Below are 15,823 nucleotides of genomic sequence, written 5' to 3'. Positions count from 1 at the left end.
AAAAAAACGGCACGGCGTCCGTGAGGCTGCCGTGCCGTTCGATGTCGCCGCCGCGATTATTTACCGACGCGGCTGACGTATTCGCCCGTGCGGGTGTCGACCTTGATCACTTCGTCGGTGGTGACGAACAGCGGCACGCGCACCACGGCGCCGGTTTCCAGCGTGGCCGGCTTGCCGCCGCCGCCGGAGGTGTCGCCGCGCAGGCCGGGGTCGGTCTCGGTGATCTTCAGCTCGACGAAGTTCGGCGGCTGCACCACGATGATCTCGCCGTTGAACAGGGTGACCACGCACTCTTCCTCGCCCTTCAGCCACTTCGCCGCGTCGCCCACGCCGACCTTGCCGGCCTGGTGCTGCTCGAAGGTTTCCTGCTGCATGAAGTGCCAGTACTCGCCGTCGGAGTACAGGTACTGCATGTCGGTGTCGACCACGTCGGCGACTTCGAAGCTGTCGCTGGACTTCATGGTCTGCTCGGTGGTGCGGCCGTTCTTCAGGTTGCGGATGAAGATGCGGGTGAAGGCCTGGCCCTTGCCGGGCTTGATGAAGTCCGCGTCGGTGATGACCCACGGGTCGTTGTTGTGAAGGATCTTCATACCCTTCTTGACGTCGTTGAGACCGACGGTGGCCATGCGCTTGTGCTCCAGAGGTGACACCGCCCGGGGGCGGCTACAATAGGGGATCGTCCGGGCCCTGGGCCCGATCCAAGGCCCGACATGATAACCGCAAGCCCCGCCGCCCGCCTATTGCCGACCGCCCCCGACTGGCGCGAGCTGTGGCGCGCGTCGATCACCGATGCCGGCGAACTGCTGCGCAGCGTGGGCCTGGAACACCTGGCCGGGCGCCTGCCGCCCGCCGACGCCGGCTTCGCCCTGCGCGTGCCGCGCGGCTTCGCGGCGCGCATGCGGCCCGGCGACGCCAGCGACCCGCTGCTGCTGCAGGTGCTGCCCCAGCTGGCCGAACTGGAGCAGGCCCCGGGCTATCTGATCGACCCGGTCGGCGACCTCGCCGCGCGCGAGGCGCAGGGCCTGCTGCACAAATACGAAGGCCGCGCCCTGCTGATCGCCAGCGGCAGCTGCGCGGTGAACTGCCGCTACTGCTTCCGCCGCCATTTCCCCTACGGCGAGGAGATGGCCGCGGCCGGGCAGTGGCGCAAGGCGCTGGAGCATCTGCGCCAGGACGCCTCCATCACGGAGCTGATCCTGTCCGGCGGCGACCCGCTGTCGCTGGCCACGCCCAAGCTGGAAGAACTCAGCCGCGGCCTGGCCGGCATCCCCCACGTGACCCGCCTGCGCATCCATACGCGCCTGCCGGTGGTGCTGCCCGAGCGCATCGACGACGCCTTCCTGGCCTGGTTCGCCGCGCTGCCGCTGCAGAAAGTGGTGGTGCTGCACGCCAACCACGCCAACGAATTCGATGCCGCCGTGGATGCCGCCTGCCGCCGCCTGCGCGAGGCGGGCGCCACGGTGCTCAATCAATCGGTGCTGCTAAAGCAGATCAACGACGATGCCGATACGCTGGTGAAGCTCTCGGAGCGCCTGTTCGCCGCGGGGGTCCTGCCCTACTACCTGCACCAGCTGGACCGTGTGCAGGGTGCGGCGCACTTCGAGGTGGACGATGCGCGCGCGCTGGTGCTGGTCGAGGCGATGCGCCGCCGGCTGCCGGGGTACCTGGTGCCGAAGCTGGTGCGCGAGGTCGGCGGAGACGCTTCCAAGCGCCCTGTCTGAAACTGAGTGCGCCGCGTCACTCCTAGGACTTTTTCGCTGGCGGATGTCATACGAATCCGTTAAAACCAAGCGCTGCCGGCCGGCGCCTCGCCGGCCAGCCCCATCGACAGCTCGGGCGCCCATGGACCGTACAACGTGCCAATGAAGACAGACCTGGTCATCAAGATTCTTTTCATCGAGAAATCGGTCGAAGACGCGGAACAGATCGTCAGCCTGCTGCGCAACAACGGCATCGCCGTGCGCCCTGCGCGCGCCACCAATGCGGAACAGATCCAGGCCGCGCTGGAGGAACTGGGCCCCGACGTGGTGCTCTACGACCCCTCCGTCGGCACGGTCGCCCTGGCCGACCTGCTCCACCAGCTCGACGCCAACGGCCGCGATCTCTCGGTGATCGCGGTGGTGCCGCAGGTGGACAACACCATCGTCTCGGACTTCTTCGTCAACGGCGTGCGCGCCATCGCACTGCGCCCGCAGCCCAAGCAGCTGCTGGCGGTGGTGCAGCGCGAGTTCGAATCGCTCAACACGCGCCGCCAGCTGCGCCGCCTGGAGACCGCGCTGCGCGAATCCGAGCGCCGCTGCGATGCCTTGCTGGATTCCTCCACCGACGCCATCGCCTACGTGCACGAAGGCATGCACGTACGCGCCAACCAGGCCTACCTGGACACCTTCGGCTATGCCGAATTCGACGACCTGCTCGGCCTGCCCGTGCTGGACATGATCGGCTCCACCCATGCCGAGGACTTCAAGGCCACGCTGAAGAGCCTGTCGCGCGGCGAGAAGCCCTCGTCGCCGATGGAGCTGCAGGCGCGCCGCGCCGACGCCAGCAGCTTCAAGGCCATGGTCGAATTCGCGCACGCCACCTTCGAGGGCGAGCCCTGCGTGCAGATCGTGTTCCGCCGCCAGCAGGTGGACCCGTCGGTGCTGGAGCAGTTGCAGCGCGACCCGGTCACCGGCCTGTTCAACCGCGCGCGCATGCTCGAATGCATCGACCAGGCGGTAGCCGCCGCCACCGAAGGCACCAAGGGCCAGTCGCTGCTGCTGATCGAGCCGGACAACTGGCAGGCGATCGTCTCCGGCATCGGCCTGGGCAAGGCGGACGAGCTGCTGGCGGCCTTCGCCGCGCGCGTCAACGCCCTGCTCGGCCTGGAAGACACCGCCGGCCTGCTGGCCGAGCACACCGTCGGCGTGATCCTGCATTCGCGCAACGACGACGGCATCAAGGAATGGATCGTCAGCCTGCAGCAGGCGGTGGCCAGCGAGATCTTCGACGTCGGCTCGCGCTCGCTCACCGTCACCACCAGCATCGGCGGCAGCCTGCTGGGCGAGAAGAACGCCAATACCGAGCTGCTGCTGGAACAGGCCGGGCAGTCGCTGCGCAATGCGCAGAGCCTGGGCGGCAGCCGCTACGACCTGCACGACCCGGCGGCGCGCGAGAAGGCCGACGCCGAGCGCGAACGCTACTGGCTGGGCCAGCTGAAGCAGGCGCTGAGCCAGGACGAGTTCGTGCTGTACCACCAGCACATCATCAGCCTGCAGGACGCCGAGGGCGAGTTCTCTGAGATCCTGCTGCGCCTCAACGGCCCGCAGGGCGAAGTGCTGCCCGGCTTCTTCATGCCGATCGCGGAGAAGTACAACCTCACCCCGGCGATCGACCGCTGGGTGCTGAACCAGGCCATCCAGGCGCTGACCTCGCGCGAGCGGCTGGCTTCGCCGACCACGTTCTTCGTCAAGCTCACGTCCGGCTCGCTGCAGGACGAGCAGCTGATTCCGTGGCTGTCGCAGCGCCTGAAGCAGGCCAATCTGAAGCACGGCAAGATCGTGCTGGAGATGACCGAGAGCAAGGTGGTCACTTCGATGCGGCCGGCCCAGGTGTTCGTGCGGGCGTGGAAGCAGCTCGGCGGCCAGTTCGCGCTGGAGCAGTTCGGCTCGGGCCTCAACTCGTTCCAGCTGCTCAACCATATCGACGCGGACTACGTGAAGATCGACCGCAGCTACATGTCCAACCTGCCGCAGCAGCCGGACAGCCAGAAAAAAGTGGCCGAGCTGTGCCGCCAGGCGCGCGAGATCAAGCGCCTGACCATCGCCGAATGGGTGGAGGACGCGGCCAGCACCTCGCTGCTGTTCGCCTGCGGCGTGGACTTCGTGCAGGGCAACTTCCTGCAGGAGCCGCAGCGTCTGGCGATCACGCCCTGAGCTGAACCTGGCGGGTCCGCCGCATGCGGGCCCGGCCTCTCGGGCAGGCACAAAACCCGGGCATGAAAAAACCCGCGGATGCCAGGCATCCGCGGGTTTCTTTTGAACGGTAGACCGAAGCCCGATTACTCGGCGCTGGCCTTCGCCTTGGCGGCGGCGGCGACGTCTTCCTTGATGCGGGCAGCCTTGCCTTCCAGGCCGCGCAGGTAATACAGCTTCGCGCCGCGGACCTTGCCCTTGCGCTTCACCTGCACCGACTCGATGGCGGCGCTGTGCGACTGGAACACGCGCTCCACGCCGGTGCCGTGCGAGATCTTGCGCACGGTGAAGGCGGAGTTGAGGCCGCGGCTGCGCTTGGCGATGACCACGCCTTCGAAGGCCTGCACGCGCTCGCGGTTGCCTTCCTTCACCTTGACGTTGACGACCACGGTGTCACCAGGGCCGAACTCCGGCAGCTGGCGGGTGATCTGCTCGGCTTCGAACTGTTCGATGATCTTGTTCATGGCAACACCTATCTGATTTCAATGGCTGCGGTTACTGCTTGGCCGCATCGTTAGCTTGCCGCGTGAGCTCTGCTTGAGCGTGTTCGCGACGGAATTCTTCCAACAACGCACGGGATTCTTTATCCAGCGCGCGTTGCACCAAGAGGTCCGGACGCCGCAGCCAGGTCCGTCCCAGGGCCTGCTTCAGGCGCCAGCGGCGGATCGCCGCGTGGTCGCCGGACAGCAATACCTCCGGCACGTCACCCAGTGCGTGGCGCACCGGCTTCGCGTAGTGCGGGCAATCCAGCAATCCGTCCGAGAACGAATCCTGCTGCGCCGACTGCGCGTCGTTGAGCGCCCCTTCCTGCAGGCGACCGACCGCGTCGATGATCACCGCCGCGCCCAGCTCGCCGCCTGACAGCACATAATCGCCGATAGAAAGCTCTTCGTCGACCTCGTGCGCCAGCAGACGCTCGTCCACACCTTCGTAACGTCCGCAGAGCAGTGCGATGCGCGGCAGCTTCGCCAGCGCCTCCACCCTGCCTTGCGTCAGCCGCGCACCTTGCGGGCTGAGATAAATCACGTGCACCGGTTCCGGTGCGGCCTCGCGCATGGCCTGGAGGGCCGCGCGCAGAGGATCGATCAGCATCACCATCCCGGGTCCGCCGCCACAGGTGCGGCCGTCCACGGTGCGGTAATTATCGGTGGCGTAGTCGCGCGGGTTCCAGGTTTCCACCTGGAGCAGCTCGCGCTGCTGGGCGCGCCCGACGACACCGACGGCAGCGCACTGGCGCACGAAGTCGGGAAACAGCGTGACGACGTCGAAGCGCATGACCCTCAAACTCCAGCTGCGGCGCAACCGCCGTCAGAATTCAGGATCCCAGTCCACCACCATGCGTCCGCCGGACAGGTCCACCGAACGCACGTAAGAACCCTGGACGAAGGGAATCAGCCGCTCGCGCTCGCCGTCCCTCACCACCACGACGTCGTTGGCCCCGGTGGCGAACATGTGAGTCACCCGTCCCAGGACCACGTTTTCCGTGGTGACGACCTCGAGGCCCTCGAGATCGACCCAGTAATACTCGTCTTTGCCGGTAGGTGGCAGCTGCTCGCGGGGGACGTGGATGTCCTGCCCGATGAGTGCTGCCGCCGCGTCGCGGTCGTCGATGCCGGGAAAATAGGCCACTAAGCCCTTGCCCTGCGGACGACCTTTGACCCCGTGCAGTTCCTTTACCTCACCCGGCGCCGTGATGAGCAGCCAGGGCTGGTAGCGGAAAATCTGCGTGCGGGGCTCGGTCCAGGATTCGATTTTGAGCCAGCCCTGCACTCCGTACAGCCCGACGATGCGTCCCACCAGGACGCGCCGGCCGGCTGCGGTCACGCTCAGGCAGCCTGCTGCTTGCCGGCTTCCTTCACCAGGGAGGCGACCTTGTCGCTCAGCTGGGCGCCCTTGGACACCCACTCCTGGATGCGCACGACGTTCAGCTCAAGGCGCTTGTCCTTGCCCGAGGCAACCGGGTTGTAGAAGCCCACGTTCTCGATGTTGCGGCCGTCGCGCGCGCTGCGCGAGTCCGTGACGATGACGTGGTAGAACGGACGGCCCTTGGCGCCGCCGCGCGAAAGACGAATCTTGACCATAAGTAAAAGCTCCAGAGATGCCGGCTGTACCGGCAGCACGCCCGAGCACGGGCGCGGTAAACGCGGCATTTTAGGGGGAAAGCCGGGAAAAGGGAATAGGGAACGGGGAATCGAAAAATCGCTGCTCGGACAGGGCGCTACGCCGCCCCTGTTCCCTGTTCACGATTCTCTGCTCCCGGCAAAGCTTCAGCGCATCGGCGGCAGGCCGCCCATGCCGCCCATGCCCTTCATGGCGCCGCGCATCTGGCGCAGCAGGCCCTTCGAGCCGCCCTTGGACAGCTTGGACATCATCTTTTCCATCTGCATGTACTGCTTGAGCAGGCGGTTGACGTCGGCCGGCTGGGTGCCCGAGCCGCGCGCCACGCGGGCGCGGCGTGAACCGTTTAGCAGGTCGGGATGGCGGCGCTCTTTCTTGGTCATCGAATTGATGATGGCGACCATGCGCTTGATCTCGCCGTCGTTGACCTTGGATTTCACGTTGTCCGGCAGGTTGGAGACGCCCGGCAGCTTGTCCATCAGGCCGGCCAGGCCGCCCATGTTGGACATCTGCTCGAGCTGGTCGCGCATGTCGTTGAGATCGAAGCGCTTGCCCTTGATGACCTTCTCGGCCAGCTTCTGGGCCTTTTCCTGGTCGACCTTGCGCTCCACTTCCTCCACCAGCGACAGCACGTCGCCCATGCCGAGGATGCGCTGGGCCACGCGGTCCGGATGGAACGGCTCCAGCGCGTCGGTCTTCTCGCCGGCGCCCAGGAACTTGATCGGGCGGCCGGTGACGTAGCGCACTGACAGCGCGGCGCCGCCGCGGGCGTCGCCGTCGGTCTTGGTCAGCACCACGCCGGTGAGCGGCAGCGCCTCGGCGAAGGCCTTGGCGGTGTTGGCCGCGTCCTGGCCGGTCATGGAGTCGACCACGAACAGGGTTTCGACCGGGGTGATCGCGGCGTGCAGCGCCTTGATCTCGGCCATCATCGCCTCGTCCACGTGCAGGCGGCCGGCGGTGTCGACCAGCAGCACGTCGACCACCTCGCGGCGCGCGGCGGCGATCGCATTTTTGGCGATGTCGACCGGGTTCTGGCCGGCCTCGGACGGGAAGAACTTCACGCCGACCTGCTCGGCCAGCGTGCGCAGCTGCTCGATGGCGGCCGGACGGTAGACGTCGCAGCTCACCACCATCACTTTCTTTTTCTTGCGCTCGGTGAGGAAGCGCGCCAGCTTGGCCACCGTGGTGGTCTTGCCCGCGCCTTGCAGGCCGGCCATCAGCACCACCGCCGGCGGCTGCTGCGCCAGGTTCAGTTCGGTGTTGGCGGTGCCCATCACCGCGGTCAGCTCGTCGCTGACCACCTTCACCAGGGCCTGGCCGGGGCTGAGGCTCTTGAGCACTTCCTGGCCGACCGCGCGCACCTTCACGCGCTCGATCAGCGCCTGCACCACCGGCAGCGCCACGTCGGCTTCCAGCAGGGCGATGCGCACTTCGCGCAGGGCCTCGCGGATGTTCTCCTCGGTCAGGCGGCCGCGGCCGCGCAGGCGGTTGACGGTGGCGGAGAGGCGTTGGCTGAGCGACTCGAACATGGCGGAGTACGGCAGAGGGAAAGTGGACAAGTATAGCGGAGTGCGCCGGAGCCGCATTCACTCGTCCCAAGGGCATATGCGACACTCGCCGGTCATGGCTATCCCCCTTCTTTCCGTGCTCGCCGTCGTGCTCTACCTCGCCGCCGCCGGCGGGCTCGCCCGGCCGCTGCTGGGCGGCGGGCAGCCGCTGAACAAGTCGGCGCTGGGCCTGGGCGGCGCGGCCGTGCTGATCCATGCGGGCATCCTGCTGGGCGTGCACCGCGGCGCGCTGGACCTGCACTTCTTCGCGGCGCTGTCGCTGGTGGCCTGCGTGGTGTCGGCGCTCACCCTGATGGTCAACCTGACCCGGCCGGTGGCCGCGCTGGGCGTGATCGTGTTTCCGCTCAGCGCCTTAATGCTAGGGGCGATGGCAGCCGAGCGGATTTGGATGCCACCCACGTTCCCACTGGCAATGGACTGGCAAATCAAACTGCATGTCGTCGTGGCTTTGTTGGCCTATAGCGTCCTTTCTTTGGCATCTATCCTTGCCCTCCTTCTCGCCGTGCAGGAACGCGCCCTGCGCCATCGCCACTTCGGCCCCTGGCTGCGCGCGCTGCCGCCGCTGACCCTGACCGAATCGCTGCTGTTCCGCCTGATCGGCGCCGGCTTCGTGCTGCTCACCTTCACCCTGCTGACCGGCGCGCTGTTCGTCGGCGACCTGTTCGGCCAGCACCTGATCCACAAGACCGTGCTGTCGATCATCGCCTGGCTGGTGTTCGGCGCCCTGTTGTTCGGACGCTGGCGCTACGGCTGGCGCGGGCGCCGCGCGGTCAATCTCACCCTGGTGGGCATGGGCGTGCTGCTGCTGGCCTTCTTCGGCACCAAGGCGGTGCTGGAACTGATCCTCCATCGGACGGCCTGAAGAAATGGCCGGTGCAGGTTGGGGTGAGCCAACGGCGAACCCCAACACCGCGCAGCCTGTGCATGGTGGCGACGTTGGGGTTCGCTGTGCTCACCCCAACCTACGCCGACGTTTTTCGCAATCCGGGAGATAGCAGATGAAGCTGATCGGCATGCTCGACTCACCCTTCGTCCGGCGCGCGGCGATCACGCTGCACCTGAAGGGCCTGCCGTTCGAGCACCAGTCGCTGTCGGTGTTCCGCAACTTCGACGAATTCCAGGCGATCAATCCGCTGGTGAAGGCGCCGACCCTGGTCGGCGACGAAGGCTGGCAGCTGGTGGATTCCTCGCTGATCATCGACTGGGCCGAAAGCACCGGCAGCGGCCCCAGCCTGATGCCCGGCGATCCCGGCGAACGCCTGCGCGCGCTGCGCCTCACCGGCCTGGCGCTGGTCGCCGCGGAGAAGAGCGTGCAGATCGTCTACGAAGGCAAGCGCAGCGAAGACCACCGCGACGCCGGCTGGCTGGCGCGCGTCGAAGGCCAGCTCAAGGCCGCCTACGTGGGACTGGAACGCGAAGCCAGGGGCCGCGACGGCTGGCTGGTGAACAGCACGCTGACCCAGGCCGACATCACCATCGCCGTGGCCTGGCGCTTTACCCAGCTGATGCAGCCGGAACTGATCGCGGCGCAGGACTACCCTGCCCTGGCCGCGCATTCGGCGCGGGCCGAGCGGCTGCCGGCGTTTCTGGCGTTGCCGCCGGAGTGATGCGGCATGCGGCGGGCAGCATTTCTTAGCTCGTCATCCCGGCCTGCGCCGGCATGACGAGTCAGGCGCGTTCGGCCGCGGCGTTTTCCATCGCCGGTTCCAGCCTGCGCACGAACGCGCGCCGCGCCAGGTGATAAGCCGGATCCGCGCCGAAGAAATTGCGCCGCATCTCCGCCAGCTCTTCTTCGGCGTAGCGTTCCAGCGGCTTGCGCTGTTCGTCCTCCGCGCGGCGCGCAGCCTTGCGGGCCAGTTCGTCGCGCCAATGCCGCGCCTCGTTGCCGGGCGCCAGGATCGCTTCCATCGCACCCGGCAATTCGCTGGCCGGCAGCACGCCGTCGACCAGCCCGATGCGCTTGGCGCGCGCCGTGCCCAGCGGCTGCAGCGATTCGGTAAGCAGGCGCGCGGCGGTTTCGCCGACGCGGCGCGGCAGCAGGTAGGTCCAGTATTCCGAACCGTACAGGCCGCCCATGCCCTTGTAGTGCGGATTGAGCACGATGCCTTCGCGGGCGTAGACCAGGTCCGCGGCCAGCGCCAGGATCACCCCGCCCGCACCGGCATTGCCGCGCATAAGGGCCACCGTGCGCTTGTCGTGGGTGAGCACGATCTCGCGCACCAGCGCGTTCATCGCGAGGATATTGCGCCATGACGCCTCGGCCGGATCCCGCGCTGCCTCGATCGCATTGAGGTCGATGCCGTTGGACCAGAAATCCTCGCCGCCGCACAGCACCAGGGTGCGGGTAGGACGCGAGCGCGCATGCCGATATGCGGCGAGCAGCCGTTCCAGCAGCGCGGTGCCCATGGCGCCATTGAGCACGTCGAAATGCAGATAGCCGTTGTGGCCGCGTTCGCGGTAGCGGATCGGCTGCCAGGTGGAAGCGGAAGGCCGCGCCTCCGGCGCCAGCGGCCATTCCGGCACGCCGTCAAGGCGCTCGGCGAGCGCCAGCGTTGCAGGAAGTTTCACGTCGTAGCGCGGATCGTCCAGCGACAGGCCATGCCTGCGGCGCACATGGCTGATCCACAGCGCGCCATCGGCGCAGGCCACGCAAACGGCATCGTCGCGCCTGCCCAGCAACTGGCCCGGCGTGCCGCGCAGCTTCGCTTCGGGCTGGGCGCCGAACACGCGCAGCTTGACGCCAGCCATCGTCATCAGCAGCCCCGGCGCACTGTCCGCCGAACGGATATGCCGCAGCAGCCGTTCCGCCGGCGCATCCCAGCCGAGCTGGCGATCGGACTGCCGGCAAGGCGGACGTTCGTGGCCCCGCGTGTCGATGCGCTCGCCGAACGGCGGACGCTGGCCGCGCTGGTAGCGCTCCAGCGCCTCGCGGATCGCGGCCATCGCCGCGTCGGTGGTTTCGCGGCGGTAGATCGCGCTCTTGCTCGCCACGCGCAGAGGAAAGGAGCGATGCGCCCACACCGGGCCGCCATCCAGTTCGTCGCGCGCTTCCAGCACGGTGACGCCCCACTGCGGCGCATCTTCCAGCAAGGCCCAATCCAGCGCGGAAGGGCCGCGGTCGCCGGGAATGCCGGGGTGCACGATCAGGCAGGTATGGCGCTGCCACACGCTGGCGGGGATCGCCGACTTCAGCATCGGCGCCAAAATCAGGTCGGGGCGGAAACGCTGCGCCGCGGCTTCCATCTGCGCGCCGCTGGCGACTTCGGCGATATCCAGGTGATGCCCCAGTTCTTCCAGTTCGACCTGCGCGCGCTGGGACAGTCCATTGTGCTTGGTGGACAGGAACAGGATCCGCATAGCCCCCTCTCCTTGAAGTGCGCTCCTCGCACTTGAGTGGGCGATGCTGCCAGCGCGCGATGGCGGCTTAAGTTGATGCAACGCACAGCTTCAAAAAAATCGAAAACGATGCAAGGCGCGCGAACTTTTTTCACGCGGTATCGACGCAGGCCATGATCGCCGCGCCGCCGCCGGCACTTACCGGCAGGCGTCGATCGCCTGCGCGAGACGCTCCACGCCGATCACTTCCATCTCGCCCACCTTGCCCTTCTTCGGCGCATTCGCCTTCGGCACGATCGCGCGCTGGAAGCCGTGATGCGCGGCTTCCTTCAGACGCTCCTCGCCATTGGGCACCGGACGGATCTCGCCCGACAGGCCCACTTCGCCGAAGGCGATCGTCTTCTCCGGCAAGGGCCGGTCGCGCAGGCTGGACAGCACCGCCAGCAGCACCGGCAGATCGGCCGCGGTTTCCTGCACGCGGATGCCGCCGACCACGTTGACGAACACGTCCTGGTCGTACGCCGCCACGCCGCCGTGGCGATGCAGCACCGCCAGCAGCATGGCCAGGCGGTTCTGCTCCAGGCCCAGCGCCACGCGGCGCGGATTGCCCAGCGAGGACTGATCCACCAGCGCCTGCACTTCCACCAGCAGCGGCCGCGTGCCTTCGCGCGTGACCATCACGGCGCTGCCCGAGGTGGGACCGGCATGTGCGGAGAGAAAGATCGCCGATGGATTGGGCACTTCGCGCAGGCCCTTCTCCGACATGGCGAACACGCCCAGCTCGTTCACCGCGCCGAAGCGGTTCTTGAACGCGCGCAGCACGCGGAAGCGGCTGCCGGATTCGCCTTCGAAGTACAGCACCGCGTCCACCATGTGCTCGAGCACGCGCGGGCCGGCGATGCCGCCTTCCTTGGTGACGTGGCCGACCAGGAAGACCGAGGTGCCGGTTTCCTTCGCGAAGCGGGTGAGCTTGGCCGCGGATTCGCGCACCTGGCTGACCGAGCCCGGCGCGGCGGTGAGCAGTTCCGTCCAGATGGTCTGGATCGAGTCGATCACCAGCACGCGCGGCCGCGTCGCCACGGCCTGTTCCAGGATACGTTCGATGCAGGTCTCGGCCAGCGCATGCAATGGACCCAGCGGCAGGTCCAGCCGCTGCGCACGCGCCGCGACCTGGCCCAGGGATTCCTCGCCGGTGACGTAGACGCTGGCCAGCTGCTCGCCGAGCTTGCCGAGCATCTGCAATAGCAAGGTGGACTTGCCGATGCCGGGATCGCCGCCGATCAGCACCACCGAGCCATCCACCAGGCCGCCGCCAAGCACGCGATCGAGTTCGCCGATGCCGGTGAGCGAGCGCGTCTCGGCGGTCAGCGCCACCGAGGTGAGCGGCGTCACCTTCGGTGCGCCCGCCGCGGCGCCGGCATAGCCGGAGCTGCGCGCGGCGCCGGCCGACTTCACCGCCGGCTGCACCACGAATTCGCTCAGCGTGTTCCAGGCACCGCATTCGATGCACTGGCCCTGCCACTTGGAATGCTCCGCCCCGCAATCGGCGCAGACGTAGGCGGTCTTGGCCTTGGCCATGGATTCGAACTCTGCAAAAACGAAAGGCGAGCTTAGCCCGCCTTGATCGCAATCGGCGAGACGGCGGATGCCGGCATCAGCTGTCGTCCTCGACGAACAGCACGCGTCGGGTCATGCCGCAGGTGAGGTCGTAGGAGATCGTGCCGGCTTGTGCGGCGATCTGCTCCACGGGCAGTTCCTCGCCCCACAGGGTGACGCGGTCGCCGACTTTCGCCTGCGGCGCTTCGCGCAGGTCCAAGGTGATCAGGTCCATCGACACGCGTCCGACCAGGGGCACGCGCCGGTCGCCCACCAGCACCGGCGTGCCGCTGGCGGCGCTGCGCGGATAGCCGTCGCCGTAGCCGACCGCGGCGACGCCGACCGGCATGTCTTCCGGGCAGGTCCAGGTGCCGTTGTAGCCGACGCGTTCGCCGCGGCGGATCCAGTTCACCGCGATCAGCCGCGTGGTCAGGGTCATGGCCGGGCGGAAGCCGAAGTCCGCGCCGCTCTTGCCCGGCACCACCGACAAGCCATACAGCAGGCCGCCGGTGCGCACCCAGTCGCCGCGCGCCTCCGGCCAGCCCAGCACGCCGGCGGAATTGGACAGCGCGCGCGGTCCGCTGAGGTCTTTCACCGCCTCGTTGAAGCGGCGGATTTGCGCACGCGTTTCGTCGCCTTCGAATTCCTCCGATTCGGAGAAATGCGTGAGCAGGCCGACCTCGGGATCGATGCCGGGCATCGCCGACAGCCGCGCGTGGATTTCGGCCACACGCTCCGGCGGAAAACCCAGGCGGTGCATGCCGGTGTCGACTTTCAGCCACACGCGCAGCGGACCGCGCGACGACGAGGCGCCGTCCAGCCAAGCGAGCTGGGATTCGTGATGGATCGCGGCATCCAGCTGCAGGCGCTGCATCTCGGCGATATCGCTGGCGCGGTCCGGGCCGGACAGCACCACGATGCGCTGCCGGTGCCCCGCCGCGCGCAGGCGCAGGCCGTCGCCCTGCGCCGCCACCGCGAAGGCGTCGGCGGCGCCGTCCAGCGCGCGCGCCACGCGTTCCAGGCCATGCCCATAGGCATCGGCCTTGACCACCGCCATGACCTTGGCCGGCGCGGCCATCGCCTTGATGCGGGCGAGATTGTGACGCAGAGCGCCGAGGTGGATGGTGGCGACGGTGGTACGGCTCATGATTCCTTGGCGCCGCGCGGAAGGCGGCGGCTGTATGGCGGCGGGCTTGATCGCGGAAAAGCTTAGCAGGCCGGGTCTGCGGGAGCCGGGGCTGGCCCGGGGAAATTCCGGGACAAGCGCGCGTAGGTTGGGGTGAGCCAAAGGCGAACCCCAACAGGCCTGGCCAGGTGGCCGCAACGTTGGGGTTCGCTGCGCTCACCCCAACCTACGCCGCGCGCAGCACCAGCACGCCGCCCACGATCAGCACGATCCCCGCGATCCGTCCCAACGTCAGCGCCTCGCCGAAGCACGCCGCGCCGAGCAGGGCCGTGCCGGCCGCGCCCAGCCCGGTCCAGACCGCATAGGCGCTGCTCACCGGCAGCACCGACAGCGCCCGCCCCAGCAGCCAGACGAAGGCCGCCAGCGCGGCCAGCGACAAGGCCGTCCAGCCCGGGCGCGTATAGCCCTGGGCGAACTTCATCGACAGCGCCCACAGCACGTCGAGCCCGCCGGCGGCCAGCAGCATCAGCCATGCGGTCGAGGTCTTCATCGCAGCCGCTCGGCCTGCAGCGCGGCCTGCACGGTGGGCCGGGCGGCCATGCGTTCCAGCCATGCCTGCAGATGCGCGAAAGCATCCAGCGGCACCTTGCACAGCTTCGCCCAGCTCACGATGGCGAACAGGTACGCATCGGCCACGGTGAAGGCCTGGCCGAGCAGGTAGTCGCGCCCGTCGAGTTGCCGCTCCACCAGCTCCAGCCGCTTGGCGATCTTGCCGCGCGCCACCTCGGCGGCCTGTTCGCCGTATTCCGGATGGAACAGCCAGGGGCTGAACATCTTGTGCAGCTCGGAGCTGATGTAGACCAGCCAGCGCATGGATTCGTAGCGCTGCAGCGGCGTCGCCGCCGGCAGCAGGCCGGCTTCGGGGTGCAGGTCGGCCAGGTATTGCAGGATCGCCACGCCTTCGGTCAGCAGGCTGCCGTCGTCCAGTTCCAGCAGCGGTACGTAGCCGTTGGGATTGAGCGTGCGGTAGTCGTCCTGCGTCGCGGCGATCACCGGCGGGGTGCCCAGGCGCACGCGCACCAGTTCGGCCTCGAGGCCGAGTTCGCGCAGCACGATGTGCGGAGCGAGGGAACAGGTACCGGGGGTGAAGTAGAGTTTCATGCGAGCCTCCATTGGGGAGGCGGCAGCATCCCGCCACGGGCACGCCGGCACCATCTGTCGCCGGCACAAGGAAAGCTTGCGCATGAAGTCAGGCGATTGGTCACTCGACGATCTGGCCCTGGTGCGCGCCATCGCGGCGCACGGCAGCCTGGCCGGCGCGGCGCGCGAACTGGGCGTGGATCACTCCAACGCGTTCCGCCGCCTCGGCGCGCTGGAAGCGCGCACCGGCGTCACGCTGTTCCGCCGCAGCCGCCGCGGCTACGAAGCCACCGATGCGGGCGAACTGGCCGCGGCCGCCGGCGAGCGCGTGCTGGCCGAAACCGCACTGCTGGCGCGCGAACTGCAGGGACACGACCAGCGCGTGCAGGGGCTGCTGCGCATCACCGCGCCGGACACCCTGGTGCGCCACGTGGTGGAACTGTGCAACGCGTTCGAGGCGCAGCACCCGTCTGTGCGCTTCGAGCTGGTGATCAACAACGCCTTCCTGACCTTGCAGAAGCGCGATGCGGATGTCGCGCTGCGACCGGCGCGCACGTCGCCCACCGGGCTTTCCGTGCGCAAGCTGGCGCCGATCGCCACCGCCGTGTACCAGGCCAAGGGCAGGCGCGGGACGGCGAACAAGGAGCGCTGGATCGGCCTGGGCGATGCGCTCGCCCATCTCGATGCCGCGCAGTGGCTGCATGCGCATGTCGACCCGTCGCAGATCGCCATCGTGGTCGACACCCTGCCCGCCGCGCTCGCCGCCTGCGAGGCCGGCATGGGGCGTGCGCTGCTGCCGTGCTTCCATGCCGAAGCGTCGTCCAAGCTGCGCCGCCTCGGCGCGCCGCTGGCGGAGGTGCAATCGCAGCTGTGGTTCGTCACGCATCCGGATCTGCGCCGCTCGACCCGCGTGCGGCTGTTCCGCGATTTCACCCAGGGCTGGGTGCAGCGGCACGCGGCGGATTTCTGGCCGGCTGCCTGAGCCG

At 68.1% G+C, this 15,823-nt stretch carries 16 protein-coding genes; 5 read left to right on the top strand and 11 right to left on the bottom strand.

Features of this window, described 5'->3' with window-relative positions:
• Positions 1–56 precede the first annotated feature (56 nt).
• The gene (gene efp / locus ISN75_RS06035) at positions 57–626 is read right to left on the bottom strand and encodes an elongation factor P (RefSeq protein ID WP_167258078.1); all 570 of its coding nucleotides are present in this window, start codon (positions 624–626) and stop codon (positions 57–59) included.
• Positions 627–710: 84 nt separating this feature from the next.
• Here efp and epmB point away from each other — a divergent pair, with 84 nt between their 5' ends.
• Both epmB and ISN75_RS06025 read left to right on the top strand, forming a co-directional pair.
• Positions 711–1,721: an EF-P beta-lysylation protein EpmB gene (gene epmB / locus ISN75_RS06030; RefSeq protein WP_343821854.1), complete on the top strand. Its 1,011-nt coding sequence runs from the start codon at positions 711–713 to the stop codon at positions 1,719–1,721.
• A 141-nt stretch (positions 1,722–1,862) separates the two neighbouring features.
• Positions 1,863–3,914 (top strand): EAL domain-containing response regulator, encoded by a 2,052-nt coding sequence (locus ISN75_RS06025; protein WP_343821938.1) that lies wholly within the window; start codon positions 1,863–1,865, stop codon positions 3,912–3,914.
• A 125-nt stretch (positions 3,915–4,039) separates the two neighbouring features.
• On the opposite strand, the gene rplS is transcribed toward ISN75_RS06025, so the two are convergent.
• From rplS to ffh, 5 genes are all read right to left on the bottom strand, one after another.
• Positions 4,040–4,417, bottom strand: a complete 378-nt coding sequence (gene rplS, locus ISN75_RS06020) for a 50S ribosomal protein L19 (protein ID WP_167258074.1) — start codon at positions 4,415–4,417, stop codon at positions 4,040–4,042.
• A gap of 31 nt (positions 4,418–4,448) precedes the next feature.
• On the bottom strand, positions 4,449–5,228 hold the full coding sequence (gene trmD / locus ISN75_RS06015) for a tRNA (guanosine(37)-N1)-methyltransferase TrmD (RefSeq protein WP_167258072.1): 780 nt from the start codon (positions 5,226–5,228) through the stop codon (positions 4,449–4,451).
• Positions 5,229–5,261: 33 nt separating this feature from the next.
• Positions 5,262–5,777 (bottom strand): ribosome maturation factor RimM, encoded by a 516-nt coding sequence (gene rimM, locus ISN75_RS06010; protein ID WP_343821859.1) that lies wholly within the window; start codon positions 5,775–5,777, stop codon positions 5,262–5,264.
• Between the two features lie 2 nt (positions 5,778–5,779).
• Positions 5,780–6,034 (bottom strand): 30S ribosomal protein S16, encoded by a 255-nt coding sequence (rpsP, locus tag ISN75_RS06005; protein WP_026635253.1) that lies wholly within the window; start codon positions 6,032–6,034, stop codon positions 5,780–5,782.
• Positions 6,035–6,220: 186 nt separating this feature from the next.
• The gene (gene ffh / locus ISN75_RS06000) at positions 6,221–7,600 is read right to left on the bottom strand and encodes a signal recognition particle protein (protein WP_168649422.1); all 1,380 of its coding nucleotides are present in this window, start codon (positions 7,598–7,600) and stop codon (positions 6,221–6,223) included.
• Between the two features lie 94 nt (positions 7,601–7,694).
• Between ffh and ISN75_RS05995 the strand changes: the two genes are divergently transcribed.
• Both ISN75_RS05995 and ISN75_RS05990 read left to right on the top strand, forming a co-directional pair.
• Positions 7,695–8,501 (top strand): cytochrome C assembly family protein, encoded by an 807-nt coding sequence (locus ISN75_RS05995; RefSeq protein WP_168649423.1) that lies wholly within the window; start codon positions 7,695–7,697, stop codon positions 8,499–8,501.
• A gap of 136 nt (positions 8,502–8,637) precedes the next feature.
• Positions 8,638–9,246 (top strand): glutathione S-transferase, encoded by a 609-nt coding sequence (locus tag ISN75_RS05990; RefSeq protein ID WP_343821866.1) that lies wholly within the window; start codon positions 8,638–8,640, stop codon positions 9,244–9,246.
• 61 nt (positions 9,247–9,307) lie between these two features.
• Here ISN75_RS05990 and ISN75_RS05985 read toward each other — a convergent pair whose 3' ends face one another.
• The 5 genes from ISN75_RS05985 to gstA form a co-directional block, all read right to left on the bottom strand.
• Entirely contained in the window at positions 9,308–10,996 is a 1,689-nt protein-coding gene (locus ISN75_RS05985; protein WP_343821869.1) for an enoyl-CoA hydratase-related protein, read from the bottom strand.
• 177 nt (positions 10,997–11,173) lie between these two features.
• Positions 11,174–12,553, bottom strand: coding sequence for a DNA repair protein RadA (gene radA / locus ISN75_RS05980; RefSeq protein WP_168649426.1), 1,380 nt, complete (start codon positions 12,551–12,553; stop codon positions 11,174–11,176).
• A 76-nt stretch (positions 12,554–12,629) separates the two neighbouring features.
• Positions 12,630–13,718 carry an alanine racemase gene (gene alr, locus ISN75_RS05975; RefSeq protein WP_167258055.1) on the bottom strand — a complete coding sequence of 363 codons (1,089 nt, stop codon included), beginning with the start codon at positions 13,716–13,718 and terminating at the stop codon, positions 12,630–12,632.
• A 205-nt stretch (positions 13,719–13,923) separates the two neighbouring features.
• Positions 13,924–14,247, bottom strand: a complete 324-nt coding sequence (locus ISN75_RS05970) for a DMT family transporter (RefSeq protein ID WP_167258053.1) — start codon at positions 14,245–14,247, stop codon at positions 13,924–13,926.
• Positions 14,244–14,858, bottom strand: coding sequence for a glutathione transferase GstA (gstA, locus tag ISN75_RS05965; protein ID WP_343821876.1), 615 nt, complete (start codon positions 14,856–14,858; stop codon positions 14,244–14,246). Before gstA ends, ISN75_RS05970 begins: the two co-directional genes overlap by 4 nt.
• Before the next feature lie 82 nt (positions 14,859–14,940).
• Here gstA and ISN75_RS05960 point away from each other — a divergent pair, with 82 nt between their 5' ends.
• A complete protein-coding gene (locus ISN75_RS05960) occupies positions 14,941–15,819 on the top strand; it encodes a LysR family transcriptional regulator (RefSeq protein ID WP_167258050.1) in 879 nt (292 codons plus the stop codon).
• Positions 15,820–15,823 lie beyond the last annotated feature (4 nt).

It is taken from the genome of Dyella marensis (assembly GCF_049532885.1).
Lineage (GTDB): Bacteria > Pseudomonadota > Gammaproteobacteria > Xanthomonadales > Rhodanobacteraceae > Dyella_D > Dyella_D marensis.
The sequence above is the reverse complement of the archived record's forward strand: the minus strand, read 5'-3'. Positions and strand labels throughout refer to the sequence as shown.